The organism is Streptomyces sp. MUSC 14 (genome assembly GCF_001866675.1).
GTDB lineage: Bacteria > Actinomycetota > Actinomycetes > Streptomycetales > Streptomycetaceae > Streptomyces.
Genome location: NZ_MLYN01000063.1, coordinates 137,038 through 153,515, shown reverse-complemented (window position 1 = coordinate 153,515; position 16,478 = coordinate 137,038). Strand labels below are relative to the sequence as shown.

Below are 16,478 nucleotides of genomic sequence, written 5' to 3'. Positions count from 1 at the left end.
GGGCGCGCTCAGGGCCAGCTGGGCCAGGTACCGGCCGAGCAGGAGGTGCTGTCCGGATTCGTAGAGCTCCTGCCAGATCGAGGCGGCCAGCTCGGTACGGTGTCCACGCGGGCGAAGGTCGCGCTCAGCACGAGCGAGGTGACCCGCGCCGGACGGCGGACCGCGGCGCGGATCGCGACCGGGCCGCCCAGCGAGTATCCGCAGACGGCGAACGTGTCGAGCCCTTCGGCGTCCGCCGCGGCGACGAGTTGGTCCGCCAGTGCCTCGAGTTCCAGGGGCGCGGACGCCGTGGGGGTCCGCCCGGAGCCCGGGTAGTCGACGCCGACGACGGTGTGCCGCGCGGCGAGCCCGTCCATGATCGGCCCGTAGTTGGCCTCGATGCCACCGCCCGCGCCATGGGCGAGGAGAAGACCGGGGCCGGAACCGTGGACGTGGTGGGCGTAGGTGATCGGGACCGCGTCGGTCATGGGGGTGTCCTCTGTCTGGCGAACCTGCGAACGGGTGGCGATGTGCGGCGGACTGCGGACCGGTGTCTTTCCCGAGGGACCGGCCGGTGCGCGCGGGCGTCGGTCGTGAGAGCGGGAGCCGGGGCGCCGCTCCCCGGCCGGGGCTCACGCGCCCACGGTGCCCGCCATGGGTGCGTGGGCTTCGCTGAGGCGGCGCACGGCCTCGGCGAGCCGGTGGTCGGCCGCCGCACGGAACGGGGCGACGGGCTGTGCCCGGGGGCCGACGACGACGCCGGTCCGGCCGGTCAGCGCCTCGTCGGTGGCGGCGACGATCGAGGGCCTGGCGGCCACGGACGCCGGACCGGACGTCGAGCGTGCGAACTTACGGCGCACCAGGGGCCACAGCAGTCGCAACGCGGGCGAGACGATCTTCGGGTCGGTCAGGGTGCCGTCGGTCATGTCGGTCGCCGCGCCTCCGGGGTCGGCGGCGAAGACCGAGACGCCCGTGCCGTCCAGCCGGGCGGCCAGGTCGAGCGTGTAGGCCAGGTTGGCGAGCTTGGCGCGGCCGTACCAGTGGAAGCCGTAGTAGCCGCCGGGCGGCTCGACGGCGTCGAACACCCGCTTGGCGACGCCGACCGCACCCGATGTCACGTTCACGATCCTGCTCGGCGCACCGGCCGTCAGCGTGGGCAGGAGCAGTTCCGTCAGCAGGTACGGCGAGAGGTGGTTGACGACGAACGAGGCCTCGACGCCGTCCAGGGTCCGTCGCTCGGCGAACATCGCCCCGACGTTGTTGACCAGCACGGTCAGCGGCTCGCCCGAGGCGGCGTGGCCGGCGGCGATCCGGGCGGCGAGCGCGCGCACCTGGTCGAGCGAGCCGAGGTCGGCGGAGAGGAACCGGCCCGGGTGCGCCGGGTCCGTCGCGTCGATCCGCTCGACCGCCCTGGCTCCCCGCCCGGCGTCACGTCCGACCACGGTGACCGCGAACCCGGCGGCTGCCAGCCCCAGCGCCGTCTCCAGGCCGATGCCGCCCGTTCCGGCCGTGACCACAGCTGTCTTCGTCATGAGCTCCTCCGCCCGGCAGGCAATCGGATAGTTCATCCGCTTAGCCCGGACGGTAGCACACAACCGGATGAGCTATCCGGTTAGGGTTTCTGGGTAACCGCGCACAGAACACCCCCGTCACGTCGTCCACGGAAAAGGAGTTGAGCGGGGCGGCGCCCAGCCGCTAGCGTCGTGGTGGATCGTGAAGTCGTCGTAGGGAGGTGAGACCCGTGAACACAGTTACCCATGGGTGCTCCCTCAACCCGTCACGGTCCGGCGGCTGACGTTCGGTGTCGCCGGGAGCGCCTGAGATCGAGGCACTCCTGGAGGGAGACTCCGATGAGCACGAAGCCTTTCCCATCTGGCCTGAGCGAGAACGCGGTGACGATCACGCGCGTCGCGGACAGGCAGTGGCATGCACTGGATGACGACCTGGTGGTCGGCCGCGGGTACGCGGAACACCGGGCCGACGGACGCTTGTTCGTCGGCATCGACGCCTGGCACGACGCCACCTTCGACCGGCTCGCCGAGGCGATGCTGGCGCAGCTGCCGGCACCGCTGTTCACGGTGGTCGACGAGGCCGACGTCGAGCTGACGGCCGGCTGGCGGCGGGCCGGTTTCACGATCGGGCGCCGCGAGTGGGAGTACGTCGTGCCGACCGACCCGCGGGTCACAGGGCTCGACGACGTCCTGCCGCCGTCGGGCGTGTCGGTCGTGCCCCCCGGCCGGGCGGACGAGAGTCTGCTGCGGGCGGTGGACCGCGCGATCCGTGACGAGGTCGAGGCGGCCGTCGGCTGGTGGCAGTCGATGCCCGCGGAGGTGATTCCCCGCGCCGAAGGCGACACCGTCGTCGACCCGTCGAAGTACGCGGTGGCCGCGGCGCCGGACCGCTACCTGGGGCTGATCCGGGTGGTGACGGTGAACCGGCCGCGCATCGGGCTGATCGCGGTCCGGGCCGGCGAGCAGCGCCGCGGCATCGCGCGGACGCTGCTGGCCCACGCGCTGGGGACGCTGCACCGCTCCGGGTTCGCCGCGGCCTGGGCCGAGGTCCACGAGTCCAACCGGGCGGCCACGGCGCTGTTCCAGGGCATCGGCGCCCGGCCGGTGAGCAGCAACCTGGAGCTGGTGCGATGACGAAGGACAAGAACGTCATCGAGGTCGAGGGCAAGGTCGTCGAGTGTCTGCGCAGCGCCATGTTCACCGTGGAGCTCGAGAACGGCCACCAGGTGCTCGCGCACATCAGCGGGAAGATGCGCAAGCACTACATCAAGATCTACCTGGAGGACCGCGTGCTGGTGGAGCTCCCGCCGTACGACCTGACGCGCGGCCGGATCGTGTTCCGGTACCGGAACTAGGCGCTCGGCGCCTCCCGCGGTAGCCGATCCCGGGCTCCGGTCACGGCGTTTCCGTGACCGGGGCCCCGATGTCTCGCACGGGCGATGCCGTGGCGCAAATGATCCTGGTCAGTACCGGCCATGCCGAGCGGGCATCCGTACGCGCCCTGCTCAGTGCGACCGGCAGTCCCGCACCGGCGCTCCCGCTGGCCGTCGTTCACGATCCGTGGTGGACGACGGCCTGCTGCCTGGACGACTTGGCCGACTCACCGGACGGGCAGGAGACGGCGGATCCCGAGGTCGACCAGACGCTGCTGGCGGTCGTCGCAGCGGGAACGCCTCTTCCGCTGCCGATCGTTCAGAAGCTGCGCGTGCCCGAGCCGGTCCGCGCCGCCCTCGCCGCCGAAGTCGTCCGATGCTGGGTCGATGCGGCGGAGGGGCAGCTGCGAGACATCGGAGGGGAGGCGGTGACGGCCACGCGGTCTTCGGTGCGAAAGACCTGTCTGGGCAAGTCCGGTGCGCCCTTCGCCGTGATCACGGCCATGGCCGCCCGCCTGGCCGGTGCGGCGAGCAGCGCGTGGCACGCCGGCGTGCCTTCGGCGAGGTCTTCGGGCTGGTCTGGCAGCTCTTCAACGACCAGGAGGACATCCTTTCGGGCCGGTTCGAGGACCTGCGGAAGGGCACGGTGACCTATCTGCTCGCCTGCTGTCTCGAACAGGCGACTCCTGACTCGGCACAGCGTCTGACGGACCTGCACTCCGCCGCGGGGAACTCCGCACCCGCCCGGTCCGCCCTGACCCGCGAACTGCTCGCGCCCGCAGTCCTCGCCGCCTACGCACAGGACTGCAAGGAACTCCAGCACCGAGCGCACCGATCCTGGACGAGCCCGGCGGCACCGAGGAGTACCTCACCGTCCTGCGCGACCTCGTCGACCAGGCGTCCTGCGTGCTCCTGCGGACGGACGCCGCCGTGTAGACGCCCGTACGCCGAAGTCTGGTTGTTTCCCCCGATCTTGGCGTGCGGGCGACCTGTCCGGTGGCCGCGGGCGAGACGCCGCCCTAGTCTTCCGGCGACCGGCCTGCGGAGCTGTTCGCCACCCGGTGCCGCCCGCTGGACGTCGTACTGAGAGGGGAGTGGCACTCCATGGTGACCGCGAATCCGTCCCGCGGCGGCGAGTCCGGGGCCTCGGGAATCCGACGAGCGCGGATCCTGGCGGTCCTGGCGGGTGCCGTGGCGGCCCTCGTCGTGTGGCTGGTGGCCGCGCAGTTGGCGGGCGTCCACCTCGACGTCCGCACGGGTTCGGACCACCACGAACAGCGCGTCGGAGCAGGGGCGGTGCTGGGGGCGTCGGTGGTGGCGGGCCTCGCCGCGTGGGGTTCCCTCGCCGCCCTGGAGCGGTGGGCGCCCGCGCGGGCGCATCGCACCTGGCCGGTCCTCGCCCTCACGGTCCTGGTCCTGTCCCTGTCCGGCCCGTTCGGCCTCGGTGTCACGACGGGCGCCAAGGTGGTGCTCATGTGCCTGCATCTGGTGACGGGACTGGTGCTCGTCGCCGGGCTGCGGCGGACCGCCGCGAGGCCGTAGGGACCTGCATCGCGTGCCGCTGCCGCCGCCCCGTCGCTGTGCGGGCAGCCTCGGCCGGTGGCGGGTCCACGGCCGGCCGAGGCCGGAACTCGATGTCGTACACCGGCAGTCGGCGCGGTGGATCCCCGGAGAATTCCGGTGAAGCCGGCCCGGTACGGGCAGGAACTCGCCGTGGCGTGCAACCGCCGCACGCAACGCATGCGACCACCCGCGCCGGCCCCGAGCCGCCCCACGCCAGGAGCCCTGCACCATGACTTTCCCAACGCCGCCCGAGCAGCCGGCCATCGCCCCCGCCGACCGCGAGAGCGCCGCTCCCCCGCCCGACACGTCCTCGGCCGGCCGGGGTTTCGTGGTGACCGTCGCCTTCGACGTGGTCATTCCCGCCGCGCTCTACTACATCCTGCGCGGCGCCGGGCTGAGCGAGATCCCCTCGCTCCTGCTGAGCGGCGCCGCCCCCACCGTGCACACGCTGTACTCCGCCGTACGGCACCGAAAGCTGGACGCCATCGGCGTGTTCGTCATCGCGCTCCTGATCGGGGGCACGGCCGCCTCGCTGATCACCGCGAGTCCGCGCATCGTCCTGGCCCGCAGTGGTCTGGTCACCGCGTGCGCCGGGATCTGGCTGCTCGTCAGCCTCGCGACGGCCCAGCCCTTCACGTTCCGGGCGCTCAAGTCGCTGCTGCCGGGCCGGACCGCGCTCCTGGACCGGCTGTGGGAGACGGACCGGGGGTTCCGGCGGGTCTGGCACGGCCTGACCGTGCTCTGGGGTCTGGGGCTGCTGGTGGACGCGCTGGTGCGGGTCTTCATCGCGTTCGCGTTGCCCGTCGACGCCGTTCCGGCCCTGGACGGCGTGCTGTACGCGGCGACCTGGCTGGTGCTCCAGGTCATCACCCAGATCACGCTGTTCCGTACCGGGACCCTGGCCAAGATGTTCCCGCGCGGCGGTACGGCGGCCACGCCGGCACGTGCGGAAATTCCCAGGAACGAAAACCCCTAGCAATTCCCTTAGGGCACCCGGGAAATATGCGAAATCCTGCCGCACCGTCTCACATACTGCTCGGTATCGGTTTCGGATTCCAGGCAGCGGACATTTCGCGGATGCCGGAGCTGTGCGCTGCCTCTCGAGGAGAATTGTGAATCTCACCAGTTCCCCCCAAGGCAACGCATCTCCTGTGCAGAGCATGCCGGTGAGAGACCGGCAGATCGGCCATGCGGCGCCTTCTGAGCTCGCTGCGTTAGCCCGCAGACCGGTCCTCGTCGTCGCCGGAACGGTCGTCGTCGTCCTTCTGCTGGTGAGCAACAGATTCGGCTTCTTCAGCGACGAGCTGTATTTCATAGCCGCCGGAAAGCATCCGGCCTGGGGATACGTCGACCAGCCCCCGCTGGTGCCGCTGCTGGCCCAGGGAATCGAACACCTCACCGGCGGATCGCTGGTGGCCCTGCGCACGATCCCGGCCCTCGGGGCGGGCACCGGTGTCGTGTTCGCGGCACTCGCTGCCCGCGAACTCGGCGGCGGGCGTCTCGCCCAACTCCTCGCGGCTCTCGTCTACGGGCTGGCCCCGTTCGTCCTGATGACCGGTCACGTCCTGGCCACCGGCGGCCTCGACATCAACCTGGCCACCGGCACCGCGTTCCTGCTCCTGCGCTGGATCCGGGTGCGCGACGACCGTCTGCTGCTGTGGATCGGCGTCATCACCGCGGTGGAGGTGCAGGTCAAGTACGTCAGTGTGAGCTTCTGGGCCGTCTTCATGATCTGTGCGCTGATCCTCGGCCCCCGCAGCATCCTGCGCCGTCCCCGGCTCTGGATCGGCGCGGCCGTCGTGACCGTCTCGGCGCTGCCGGGTCTCGTGTGGCAGGCGCGGCACGGCTGGCCGCAGATCGAGATGACCAAGGTGATCGCCCAGGAGGTCAGGGATGCCGGAGCGGGCGGTTTCGGCTTCATCGGCGCGGTCCTGTCCCTCTGCGGTTTCGCGGGGGCGGTCTTCTTCGTGTACGGCATGGTCAGGCTCATCAGGTCGTCCGCCTACCGCGAGTACCGCTCCCTCGCCTGGAGCATCCTGGGCATCGCGCTCGTCTACGCCATCAGCGACGGCCGGGCGTACTACCTGGCCGGATACCTGGTCGTGCCGCTGGCCGCCGCGGCGGTCGCGTTCGAGGGCAAGGCCGGGCGCCCGCTGTGGAAGTGGCTGTCCGTTCCAATCGCCCTGCTCTCCCTCGCCCTCGTTCCGATCATGCTGCCGATGTATCCCGCGTCCGCGCTGAACCACAGCCCGGACGGGGTCTCGAAGGACACGTTCGGCTGGCCGGACATGGCGGACACCGTGGCCGGCGTCTACCACGCCCTGCCGGACGGCACCCGCCGCAACACGGTCGTGATCACCGACGGCTACGGCCAGGCGAGCGCCCTGGACCGCTACGGTCCCGCACGCCACCTCCCGCCGGTGTACAGCGGCCACCGGGGCTACTGGTACTTCGGGCGCCCGGCGGACAGCGTCACGACCGTCGTCTACGTCGGCGCGGACAAGCCGTACCTGGACCGGTACTTCGACACCGTCCGCAAGGCGGGCACCGTCGACAACCACCTGCACGTGTCCAACGCGAACCGGGGTCAGGTCATCTGGCTCTGCGAGGGCCCGCGGCAGCCTTGGTCGCGGCTCTGGCAGAGTTTCTACCACCTCACCGCCGTCACCCTGCGCGGGGACACCCCGGCCAAGTGAGCTCGGGCGCACCACGATCCGGGCCGGGGCGGTGGCCGTGGATCCGGGTGTTCCGGAGCCGGGCGCGCCGACCCCGGAACGTCACGTGGTGCCCGGCTCAGGCCGTGGTGCGGGTCACCGGGATCCACAGCTGCGCGTCGTGCTGCGCCGGGTCGTCCCGCACCGGGCGGGTGCGCAGGATCTCCGGCCCCGGACGGTACTCGTAGGGGTTGGACGGGATCCACTGGGCGGCCACGTCGGCCCACATCTGCTGCAGCGCCTGCGGGAACGGCCCGGTGTCCTCGAACACGGCCCAGGTGCCCGCCGGGCAGTCCAGCACGTCGAGATCCTCGGGCAACTCGGCGGCCGTGGTCACCACGGCGTGGTAGTAGTCGAGTTCGCTGCCCTCCTCGAAGCCGTCCGACAGGCGCACGGTCGCCGACACCACACCCTCCGGGTCCTGGTCCGAGAGGCCGACGATCCGCAGCATCGTCTCCGGCGGGATGCCCTGGATGTGCTCGGCGATGTGCGGGTTGACGCCCCGGTGGATCAGCGGGACACGGGCCTTCCTGCCGACGACCCGGAATGCTTCCTTCTCCACGATGCGGTACCGCATGGTGCTGTTCCCTTCGACGATGAGGCGGAAGGACAGCCGGGGCTGCGAGTTCAGAGCCGCGCCGGTACGCCTGGCCTCGCCGGGACCGACGCCGTGCACGGCGCGGAACGCGCGGGCGAAGGCCTCCCCCGAGGTGTAGCCGTAGCGGATCGCGATCTCCAGCAAGGTCGGTTCCCCGGCCAGCACTTCGGCCCCCGCGACGGTGAGCCGCCGGCGCCGGACGTACTCCGACAGCGGCATCCCCGCCAACGACGAGAACAGCCGCCGGAAGTGGTACTCGGACGTGACCGTGATCCGGGCCAGCGCGGACACCTCGATCTGCTGGTCGAGGTGACCCTCGATGTGCTCCATGGCCTGGTTCAGCCGATCCAGCAACCCCGGCCTCCTTCCCTTTCGATCACCGACGTTAGGACCGACCGAGCCTGCCGCACCCGACAACCTGTGCCCGCTCCGGTCGGGTGCGGCAGTCGAGGATCGGCAGTCGAGGGTGGGCGAGAAGCCAAGTGACCGGATTCGCACCTCAGTTCAGACCAAGCTTGCCCACTGAGTGGGACTATATGATCAAATAAACTGATGCGTACCCCCCACACACCGACGCATCATCCTGCTCAGTCCGACGGGCCCGGCACCGGACAGGTTCCGCGCGGCCGTAATCCGTACGACGAACTGGCGGCGCTGGCGGACAATCCGCTGGAGGACTTCCTCACCGAGGACGACATGCCGGCGTCGCGGGACGAGGACTCCGAGGAGCCCTGGGCCCCGCCCAACCACCGGCGCGGCAGCCGCCGCCGCAATCGCGCCACCGGGCTGCCCACCATGGTCAGGCTGCTCGCCTGGACGCTCACGCTCGCCTGCCTGGTCACCCTCGCCGACCGCTGGGCGCTGCTCTACGCCGAGCACAAGGCCGCCGAACGGATCAAGGAAGAGCTGCATCTCGCCGCCGCCCCCGAGGTACGGATCGGCGGCTTTCCGTTCCTGACGCAGCTGGCCGACCAGCGGCTGGACTCGGTCCAGGTCACCGTCGCGGACATCCCGGCCCAGCGGGTCACGCTCACCCAGGTCACCGCCACCGCGAACGACATCCGCATCGACGGCGACGGCCCGACCACGGTGCGCGGTGCGCTCGTTCGGCAGATGCACGGCCGGGTCCTGCTGTCCTTCGACGACATGAACCGGGAACTCGGTGCCTCGCAGGTGGCCTTCAGCGCGCGTGGCCCCGGCCGGGTCCAGGCCCACGGCTCGCTCCGCATCGCCGGCCGCGACCTGCGCGTACAGGCCGACGCCAGCATCCGGCGCGACGGGGAGCGCGGCATCGCCACCTCCGTGGACAGCATGCAGGTCGGCATCGGCGACCTGGCGACGTACCGGCCCGGCACCGGGCCCGCCGAGGGTCTCCACCTCACCGATGCCTCGGCGCGCCGGCTCACCCAGGAGGCGGAGAAGATCAGGGCCATGCTGTCGGTGCCGGAGATCGTGCACCGCCTGGGTGTCCCCGACGGTGCGGTGCGCGCCGCGCTGCACGACGAGGACAAGCTGCACCGGCTCACCGGCGCACCGCGCTTCCTGCACGAACTGACGCAGGTGAACCTCGTGGACGCGGCACTCGCCCACCCCGCGCTCTTGCAGCGGCTCGGCCTCGACCTGTCCCTGCTGACCGCGCTGACCAAGCTCACCCGCCCCGAGATCGCCGACCGCTTCTCCTTCGCCTTCCGCCTCCCCGAGCCGCCCTCGGGCGCCGTACGTCTGCGGGACGTGACGGTGGACAAGGACGGAATCCGGGTCGATGTGTCGGGGACGGGTCTGCTGCTGGGCCGGTGAGCCCGCACGGCGGACCAGCGCCCGATTACCGATGAGGCGCCCGCCTTCGGCAGGATGGGCACATGACCGAGATCCGCACACCCCGCCTCCTCCTCCGTGGCTGGCACGACGACGACCTCGCGCCGATGGCGGAGATCAACGCGGACCCCCGGGTCATGCGCTGGACCGACGACGGTTCGGTGCGCGACCTGGACCGCACGGCCGAGGACATCGAGCAGTGGGAGGAGGAGTGGGACGAGGAGGGCTTCGGGCTCTTCGCCGTCGAACTGCTGGCCTCGGGCGAACTGATCGGCTTCACGGGACTGTCCGTGCCCGGGTTCCTGCCGGAGGTGATGCCCGCCGTGGCGATCAGCTGGCGGCTCGGCTCACAGTTCTGGGGCCAGGGATACGCGTCCGAAGCCGCCCACGCCACGCTGGAGTTCGCTCTCCAGGACCGCGGCCTGGACCGCGTCATCAGCATCAACCGGGTGGGGGACAACGCCTCCGAGAACGTCATCCGCAAGCTCGGCATGGAGCCCGAGCGGGAGACGGCACACCCGGTGTACGGCTACCCGCTGCGGGTTCACGCCATCGATCTCACCGAGTTCCAGGCCTGAACCGTGGGCTTGAACTCCCGGCTGACGAATTCGAGCTCGCTGCCGTCGAGGTTGCTCCGTACGTCATCCTCCATGCGGTCCTCCGAGGAGCACCCCGACGATCGGCGCGCTCCCGAGCAGCCCGAACACCGGATTGAAGGGGCTGCCGTCCGGACCGGACGAGGGGACCCGGCTCGCCGGGGCCGCCTCGGCGGGGACCGCGCCGACCAGCCCGGCCGCTGCCGTCATCGCCACGACCGCCGTGGCCGCGGTGAGCGCTACTCGGGTCCGGGCTGCCAGGGCTCCGCGCAGAGACATCGTGCTCCTCGTGCACTCATGGGCCCCGTCGAGGCCGCCTACCGCGCACCGTAGACAGGAACATCCGCCCGGCCGCTCACCACACCGGCCGGGTCCTTCGGACAGCCGGGGCCAGTGACCGGGATGGCCCAGCGGTGCGCGCCGCCTCCGTGCGGTACCCGGCGCCGGTCGGCGAAGTGTGCCGGCGGTGCCGAACAGGTCGGGTGAGAACCGGCCGGGCAAGCCTTCTCCTCGGCTGCGCTCCGCCCGGTGCGTTGCTCACGCTGAGACACCTGCTGCCGGTACAGGGCGCCGCTGTTCGCCATCGCGGCCGCCTGTCACCACGGGCAGCGGTATCCGGTCGCGTTCGACGTGGCCGGACAGGACGGGCGGACGCCGCCGGCCTGGTGGCGACGGGGCTGGTGAGCGACTGTCCGTACGACGCGACCGCGCGAGTCGCCGTGCCCTTGGCGCGGGCGTGCCGGACTGTTCCCCCTCACGTGGGCGGTTGTCGGGCCGACGGTGCGGACGCCACCTGCATCACGATCGGCGACGTCACTCCCGGCAGCCTCGCCGCCGCCCGGCTCGGACACCTGCTGCCGGAGGCGCTCGCGGAGCGGCCCCCGGCCACGGACGGCACCGTGCTCCTCACACGGTGACCCCGCCGCTGACCGGCGGGGTCTCAGGGAACCTCAACAGCCCGTCGTCCAGGTGTGGGAGGCGCCCTGGTCGTTGGCGGCGGCGTTGTAGCCGACCTCCTGGCCCGGGGCGAGGCAGATGGTGACATGGCCGAGGAGTTCGCGGCCGGAGTAGACCTTGACGTGGTCCTTGACACCGGGGCCGGAGATGCCGTGGTTGGCCCAGGACGAGTCCTGCCACGCCATGTCGCCCTCCCACCAGTGGTCGTCGCCGCTGTGCTCGATCTTCAGGCCGGTGAAGTTCGCGTCGGTCCAGACGCAGAAGTTCCCGCTGCCGCACTCCGCCGCCTGCGCGGAGGCGGAGGTGGCGAGCACGGCGCCGGCGCAGAGGAGGGAGGCGGCGAGGAGGGAGGCGGCGCGCCGGGCGGTGGTCGAACGCGGCTTCATCATGTTCATCAGGGCGATGTTCCTTACGTGGTAGGTGAGTTGACGCGGAGCAGGGTGACGGCGGCCGTGACGGCATGGGAGCGCATACGACGCCAGTCGGCGAGGTCGGCGCTGTGCCGCTCGCGGATCGTGGCGAGCGGGAGGCGGGCGTGTGTGGCCTCGGGTCCGAGGTTGTTGACGATCGTGGATGTCCGGAACCAGCGCCGCTGGTCCCCGTACAGCCGCTGCTGGGCCTCGGCGAGGCAGCCGTCGCTGTGGGCGCGTACGACGAACCCGGTGGGCAGTCGGACGGAGAGCTGGGCCGGTCCGGTCCCGAACAGGGCGTCGGACACGCGCTGTTGCTCGGCGGGCGACGGCGGGCTGCGGTCCGGCCGGGGCGCGGTGAGGCCCCGGCGACTGAGGCAGTCGTCGGTGAGGACGCGGGTGGCGGCCTTGACGAGGTCGTCGGAGGAGAGGCGGTGAACGGGTGCGGGGGCGCAGCCGCTCACCAGTAGCGGCAGGACGAGGACGGCGAGGGCCGTCGTACGCGGAGGCATCGTGGCGGAGGAGATCGTCGACCGGGTGTGCCTCAGCCTGCCTGGCATCCCATCGTGGTGTCGCTGACGCCGTCGAACTTCCCCGCCCAGTCCCAGTTGTCGGAGTAGTCGTCCGGGTAGATCGCCCGGTACAGACACCGTCCGCCGGGCTGGTCACTGATCGCGTACACGGTGACGGACGCGTGCGAGTCGAAGGATCCCGCGGATCGCTTCACCGGCGGCTCGGCCGCCTTGAACCCGGGCGGGGCGTAGTCCCATGCTCCGCCCATCTGGCCGGGTTCGGGCCAGAAGTACACATGTCCTGTCGGCACGGCGCCGATCGACGCACTGTCCGCCGCGACCGGACGGGCCGAGGCGGTGCCGGGCAGGAGCGCGGCGAACAGGGCAGCAGCGACGGCGAGTTGACGCATATGGAAGGCCCCCCGGAAAAGTGACGCACGGTGACTGCACCGTGCAGGGTCACGATCCCCAGCGGCGGCAGCGGTATGCGCGGAATCAGACGATTCGCCCATGTAGGTGAGAAGGGATCGGCCAGGGCCGGCGGGGCGGGTGCGGTCACCGCCGCGACGCCCCGGCCGCGTCGCCACCGGATCCGGGACGCCGGACCGGCCCGGTGCGGCCGCGGTGAGCGTGCGGTGAGCGGTCGTCCTCAGGGTGGCGTCACCGCCGGTCCCGCTTCCGGGGCCGGGCGCCGGGCGAGGAGCGGAGGATGTCACGCACAAGCCGCGCGGGCCGCCCGGTCCACGGTCCCCACGGCGGCGGCCCTGCCCGAGGCACTGCGCCTGCCGCACCTGCCCGAACCGCTCGTCGAGGCGGTGAGCCGGCAGCACGGGCCCCGCGTCCGGGCGGGCACGGACCGGCATGTCCCAGCCGGCGGCTGATCAGGAAGTCGGCACCCCCGAGCGGCGCTTGTCGCCGAGGCGAACGAAACGCCGTCGTGGTTCTTCACGGCACACCCGAGAAGCGCGACCATGCTGCACCATGGAAATCCTGCTCGTCGTGAGCGCGTTCAACAGCCTCTCCCAGCGGGTGTACGCGGAACTCTCGGACCAGGGCCACCGGGTGGACATCGTCCTCGCCACGCACGGCGACGACCCGGTCCGGGCCGCCGTACGCGAACGGCGCCCGGAGCTGATCATCGCTCCGATGCTGAGGACGGCCCTGCCCGAGGACGTGTGGCGGGAACACACCTGCCTCGTCGTGCACCCCGGGCCACCCGGCGACCGTGGTCCCTCCTCGCTCGACTGGGCGATCGCCGAGCGGGCCCCGCGGTGGGGCGTCACGGTGTTCCAGGCCGAGGCCGCCATGGACGCCGGGGACATCTGGGCGGCGGAGCCGTTCGCCGTGCCGCCCGTCGGCAAGAGCGACCTGTACCGGAACGAGGTCTCCGACGCCGCCGTGTCCGCCGTCCTGCTGGCCGTGCACCGCTACGCCGCCGGCGGGTACGAGCCCCGCCCGCAGACCCACGACTCCGGCGACCCCCTGCCCATCGTCCGGCGCGACTTCTTCCGGCAGGAGCAGCGCCGCATCGACTGGTCGGGCGACAGCACCGAGGCCGTACTGCGCAAGCTGCGCGGCGCCGACTCGCAGCCGGGTGTCCTGGACGAACTCCTGGGCCGCGAGGTGTTCCTGCACGGCGGCCACCCCGAGGACCGGCTGCGCGGCCGCCCCGGCGAGCTGCTCGCGACCCGGGCGGGCGCGGTCTGCCGCGCCACCCGCGACGGTGCCGTGTGGATCCCGGAACTGCGCCCGCGCAAGGGCTCCGGCGACCCGGCACCCTTCCGGCGGCCCGCCACGTCCGTCCTCGACTCCTTCGCCGGACCGCACAAGCTCGACCTCACGGAAGCCGCCGTCCCGTTCGAACTGCCCGCGCACCGCCGCACCTGGACGGACATCCGGTACCGGCAGCGCGGCGAGGTCGGCTTCCTGACCTTCGCCTTCCCGGGCGGTGCGATGAGCACCGACCAGTGCCGCAGACTCCTCACCGCCTACGAACACGCGCTGGCCCGCCCCACCTCCGTGCTGGTGCTCGGCTCCGACCGTGACTTCTTCTCCAACGGCATCCACCTGAACGTCATCGAGGCGGCCGCCGACCCCGCCGAGGAGTCCTGGCGGAACATCAACGCCATGGACGACCTCGTCGAGGCGGTGCTGCGCACCACCGACCGGCTGGTGGTCGCCGCGCTCGCCGGGAACGCCGCCGCCGGAGGCGCCATGCTCGCGCTCGCCGCCGACCAGGTGTGGTGCCGTACGGGCGCCGTGCTCAATCCGCACTACCGGCGGATGGGCCTGCACGGCTCCGAGTTCTGGACGTACACGCTCCCGCGCCGCGCCGGGGCCGACACCGCCCGCCGAATCATGCGGGAGGCCCTGCCCCTGAGCTCCGCGTCGGCCGCACGGCTGGAACTGGTGGACCGGCTCCTGACCACCGCGCCGGGCGAGTTCGCGACCGAGGTCGAGCGGCTGGCCGCCGATCTCGCCGCCGCACCGGGCCTGCGGCACCGTATCGCCGCCAAGGCCGCGGCACGCCGCGCGGCCGAGGAGGTACAGCCGCTCACGTCCTACCGGCGCGCGGAACTCGCGCGCATGCACACCGTCTTCTTCGACCCCGAAGCCCCGTACCACGCCCTGCGCTCGGCCTTCGTGCGCAAGGAGCCGGCCCCCTCCGCCCACCCCCTGGCACCGCCGGCGAGCGCCGTCCGATGAGCGGCTCGGCGCGCGTCACTCCCCGCCACTGCGCAGCACGGCGAACGCCTCGTGCAGAAGCCCCGCGAAGTCCTCGACCGGTGCGTCGTCGCGGGTCGTGAACGCGATGAGGGCGGCGCGCACGGCAGCGACCGAGGCGCGGGCGAGGACGGAGGCGCGCAGGGCGCGGGTCCGGGCCGGTTCGTCCGGCGACCGGTGCGGGAGGCGGCCGCCGAGTGCCTCGGCGATGCCGTCCTCGAACTCGGTCAGCACACCGCTGCGGCGCGCGCCGGTGGACATGGCGCGGGGCGGCACGCCGACGAAGAGGATGCCGAGGCCGCCGTCGAGTCGCCCGGCGGCGGCGAGCAGCCCGCCCAGCACGGCGGTGTACGGGGGCTCGTCCGCCGGGCGGCGGGCGATCTCCTGCTTGAGCAGCGGTACGAAGTCGAGGAGTTCGGCGAAGACCAGGTCCTCCTTCGACGGGAAGTAGCGGAAGAAGGTGCGCTCGGTCACACCGGCCGCGGCGGCGATGTCCTTGACCGTCGTCACGTCCCGGGATCGAATCGAGCGAGCGGCTCGGCCGGCACCGCTGGAAGATCGAACGGCCGATCGCCCGGCCGTTCGGCTGCCGCCGCCTCACCGTCCGGTACGAGAGAGGGCTCGCGCTTTCTCGCCTTCCTCGGCCTCGCCGCCGCCCGCACCTGAGGGGAGTGGACTGTCAGTGCCCGGGGCCAGCATGCTCACCTGGGTCATGCCCCGGATCCGCCGTCACGGGCAGGCACTCGGCGAGCAGGCCGACGACGTCGCGCCAGGCTCGCTGCGCGTGCCGTGGGTGGTAGCCGACGCCGGGGCGCACGGTGTGGTCGACCGGTGGGTGGTGGAAGGCGTGCAGCGCTCCGCCGTAGACCGCGAGGCGCCAGTCGACGCCCGCGGCCTGCAGTTCGGCGGTGAACGCGTCCCGTTGTGCGGGCGGCATGATCAGGTCCTCCGACCCGACTCCGGCCCACACCGGGCAGCGAATGCGCGCCGCCTCGCCCGGTCGGCCCGTGGTCAGTGCGTTGACTGTCGCAATTGCGCGCAGGTCGGCGCCGTCGCGCCCGAGTTCCAGCCCGACGGCGCCCCCGGTGCCGTAGCCGACGGCGGCGATCCGGTCGGGGTCGGTCCGCGGTTCGGCGCGCAACACGTCGAGCGCCGCATGGCCGATGCCCCGCATCCGGTCGGGATCAGCGAGCAGCGGCAGGCAACGGGCCAGCATCTCCTCGGGGTCGCCGAGATAGCGCCCGCCATGAAGGTCGAAGGCCAGCGCTACATATCCCAGTTCGGCGAGAGCATCGGCCCGGCGGCGCTCGACGTCGCTGAGCCCGGTGCCCTCTGGTCCGAGCAGCACCGCGGGCCGGCGGTCGACACCGGCCGGGAGCGCGAGGTGTCCGATCATCGTCAATCCGTCGGCCGGATACTCGACCGTGCGCGTCGTAATCGCCGTCATGAGACCGGACTGTAGTGATCGTCGAGCCCGGTCCGGCCGGTGCTCTGCCGCTGGCAGAACAGCGCGGGTGTCCCTCTGAAACACGGCGAGGGCCCACAAGAACCGTCACGAACCCCGCCCCCACGGCACCACCGCGACGTGGATCCGCGACCGCCTCGACGGCCTGTTCAGCGACGAGGACTTCACCGCCTGGTACCCGCGCGACGGCCGCCCCGGGCTCTCGCCCGCGCAGCCGGCCACCGCCTGCGGGCTTGCAGTACGCGCTGAACCTGTCGGACC

General features: G+C 72.0%; 19 protein-coding genes and 1 pseudogene. 11 read left to right on the top strand and 9 right to left on the bottom strand.

Annotated features, from left to right (window positions below; genetic code table 11):
• Positions 1-8: 8 nt before the first annotated feature.
• On the bottom strand, positions 9-467 hold the full coding sequence (locus BIV25_RS54700; RefSeq protein ID WP_371273111.1) for an alpha/beta fold hydrolase: 459 nt from the start codon (positions 465-467) through the stop codon (positions 9-11).
• 144 nt (positions 468-611) lie between these two features.
• Complete coding sequence (locus BIV25_RS36650) at positions 612-1,511, bottom strand: SDR family NAD(P)-dependent oxidoreductase (protein ID WP_071376843.1); 900 nt, start codon at positions 1,509-1,511, stop codon at positions 612-614.
• A 318-nt stretch (positions 1,512-1,829) separates the two neighbouring features.
• On the opposite strand from BIV25_RS36650, the gene BIV25_RS36645 reads away from it, so the two are divergent.
• The 6 genes from BIV25_RS36645 to BIV25_RS36620 all read left to right on the top strand — a co-directional run bounded on the left by BIV25_RS36645 (position 1,830) and on the right by BIV25_RS36620 (position 7,122).
• Positions 1,830-2,624: an N-acetyltransferase gene (locus BIV25_RS36645; RefSeq protein WP_071376842.1), complete on the top strand. Its 795-nt coding sequence runs from the start codon at positions 1,830-1,832 to the stop codon at positions 2,622-2,624.
• Complete coding sequence (infA, locus tag BIV25_RS36640) at positions 2,621-2,845, top strand: translation initiation factor IF-1 (RefSeq protein WP_071376841.1); 225 nt, start codon at positions 2,621-2,623, stop codon at positions 2,843-2,845. The genes BIV25_RS36645 and infA overlap by 4 nt, the downstream gene beginning before the upstream one ends.
• A gap of 53 nt (positions 2,846-2,898) precedes the next feature.
• The gene (locus BIV25_RS36635; protein ID WP_143076753.1) at positions 2,899-3,513 is read left to right on the top strand and encodes a hypothetical protein; all 615 of its coding nucleotides are present in this window, start codon (positions 2,899-2,901) and stop codon (positions 3,511-3,513) included.
• A gap of 454 nt (positions 3,514-3,967) precedes the next feature.
• Positions 3,968-4,405 carry a DUF6069 family protein gene (locus BIV25_RS36630; protein ID WP_071376839.1) on the top strand — a complete coding sequence of 146 codons (438 nt, stop codon included), beginning with the start codon at positions 3,968-3,970 and terminating at the stop codon, positions 4,403-4,405.
• A 250-nt stretch (positions 4,406-4,655) separates the two neighbouring features.
• Positions 4,656-5,402, top strand: coding sequence for a VC0807 family protein (locus tag BIV25_RS36625; protein ID WP_107486526.1), 747 nt, complete (start codon positions 4,656-4,658; stop codon positions 5,400-5,402).
• A 295-nt stretch (positions 5,403-5,697) separates the two neighbouring features.
• Positions 5,698-7,122, top strand: coding sequence for a glycosyltransferase family 39 protein (locus BIV25_RS36620; RefSeq protein WP_177235537.1), 1,425 nt, complete (start codon positions 5,698-5,700; stop codon positions 7,120-7,122).
• 97 nt (positions 7,123-7,219) lie between these two features.
• Here the strand turns inward: BIV25_RS36620 and BIV25_RS36615 are convergent, their stop codons facing one another.
• The gene (locus tag BIV25_RS36615) at positions 7,220-8,092 is read right to left on the bottom strand and encodes an AraC family transcriptional regulator (RefSeq protein ID WP_071376838.1); all 873 of its coding nucleotides are present in this window, start codon (positions 8,090-8,092) and stop codon (positions 7,220-7,222) included.
• Positions 8,093-8,290: 198 nt separating this feature from the next.
• Here BIV25_RS36615 and BIV25_RS36610 point away from each other — a divergent pair, with 198 nt between their 5' ends.
• Positions 8,291-9,535 (top strand): DUF2993 domain-containing protein, encoded by a 1,245-nt coding sequence (locus BIV25_RS36610; RefSeq protein ID WP_071376837.1) that lies wholly within the window; start codon positions 8,291-8,293, stop codon positions 9,533-9,535.
• Between the two features lie 62 nt (positions 9,536-9,597).
• Positions 9,598-10,131: a GNAT family N-acetyltransferase gene (locus tag BIV25_RS36605; protein ID WP_071376836.1), complete on the top strand. Its 534-nt coding sequence runs from the start codon at positions 9,598-9,600 to the stop codon at positions 10,129-10,131.
• A 63-nt stretch (positions 10,132-10,194) separates the two neighbouring features.
• Here BIV25_RS36605 and BIV25_RS36600 read toward each other — a convergent pair whose 3' ends face one another.
• Entirely contained in the window at positions 10,195-10,428 is a 234-nt protein-coding gene (locus BIV25_RS36600) for a hypothetical protein (RefSeq protein ID WP_071376835.1), read from the bottom strand.
• 479 nt (positions 10,429-10,907) lie between these two features.
• Between BIV25_RS36600 and BIV25_RS51590 the strand changes: the two genes are divergently transcribed.
• Complete coding sequence (locus BIV25_RS51590; RefSeq protein WP_177235536.1) at positions 10,908-11,066, top strand: hypothetical protein; 159 nt, start codon at positions 10,908-10,910, stop codon at positions 11,064-11,066.
• A gap of 33 nt (positions 11,067-11,099) precedes the next feature.
• Here BIV25_RS51590 and BIV25_RS36595 read toward each other — a convergent pair whose 3' ends face one another.
• From BIV25_RS36595 to BIV25_RS36585, 3 genes are read right to left on the bottom strand one after another with little or no spacing between them, the layout of a single operon-like run.
• A complete protein-coding gene (locus tag BIV25_RS36595; RefSeq protein ID WP_371273110.1) occupies positions 11,100-11,501 on the bottom strand; it encodes a peptidase inhibitor family I36 protein in 402 nt (133 codons plus the stop codon).
• A gap of 14 nt (positions 11,502-11,515) precedes the next feature.
• Entirely contained in the window at positions 11,516-12,076 is a 561-nt protein-coding gene (locus tag BIV25_RS36590; RefSeq protein ID WP_071376834.1) for a hypothetical protein, read from the bottom strand.
• Entirely contained in the window at positions 12,061-12,438 is a 378-nt protein-coding gene (locus BIV25_RS36585) for a hypothetical protein (protein WP_071376833.1), read from the bottom strand. Before BIV25_RS36585 ends, BIV25_RS36590 begins: the two co-directional genes overlap by 16 nt.
• Positions 12,439-13,009: 571 nt before the next feature.
• Between BIV25_RS36585 and BIV25_RS36580 the strand changes: the two genes are divergently transcribed.
• On the top strand, positions 13,010-14,734 hold the full coding sequence (locus BIV25_RS36580) for a hydrogenase maturation protein (protein WP_071376832.1): 1,725 nt from the start codon (positions 13,010-13,012) through the stop codon (positions 14,732-14,734).
• A 15-nt stretch (positions 14,735-14,749) separates the two neighbouring features.
• Here the strand turns inward: BIV25_RS36580 and BIV25_RS36575 are convergent, their stop codons facing one another.
• A complete protein-coding gene (locus BIV25_RS36575) occupies positions 14,750-15,226 on the bottom strand; it encodes a hypothetical protein (protein ID WP_256256979.1) in 477 nt (158 codons plus the stop codon).
• A 32-nt stretch (positions 15,227-15,258) separates the two neighbouring features.
• Between BIV25_RS36575 and BIV25_RS53520 the strand changes: the two are divergent.
• Positions 15,259-15,418 (top strand): annotated as a pseudogene (locus BIV25_RS53520) (IS5/IS1182 family transposase); the annotation flags it as partial.
• Between the two features lie 13 nt (positions 15,419-15,431).
• On the opposite strand, the gene BIV25_RS36570 reads toward BIV25_RS53520, so the two are convergent.
• Entirely contained in the window at positions 15,432-16,199 is a 768-nt protein-coding gene (locus BIV25_RS36570) for a dienelactone hydrolase family protein (RefSeq protein ID WP_071376830.1), read from the bottom strand.
• Between the last annotated feature and the right edge of the window lie 279 nt (positions 16,200-16,478).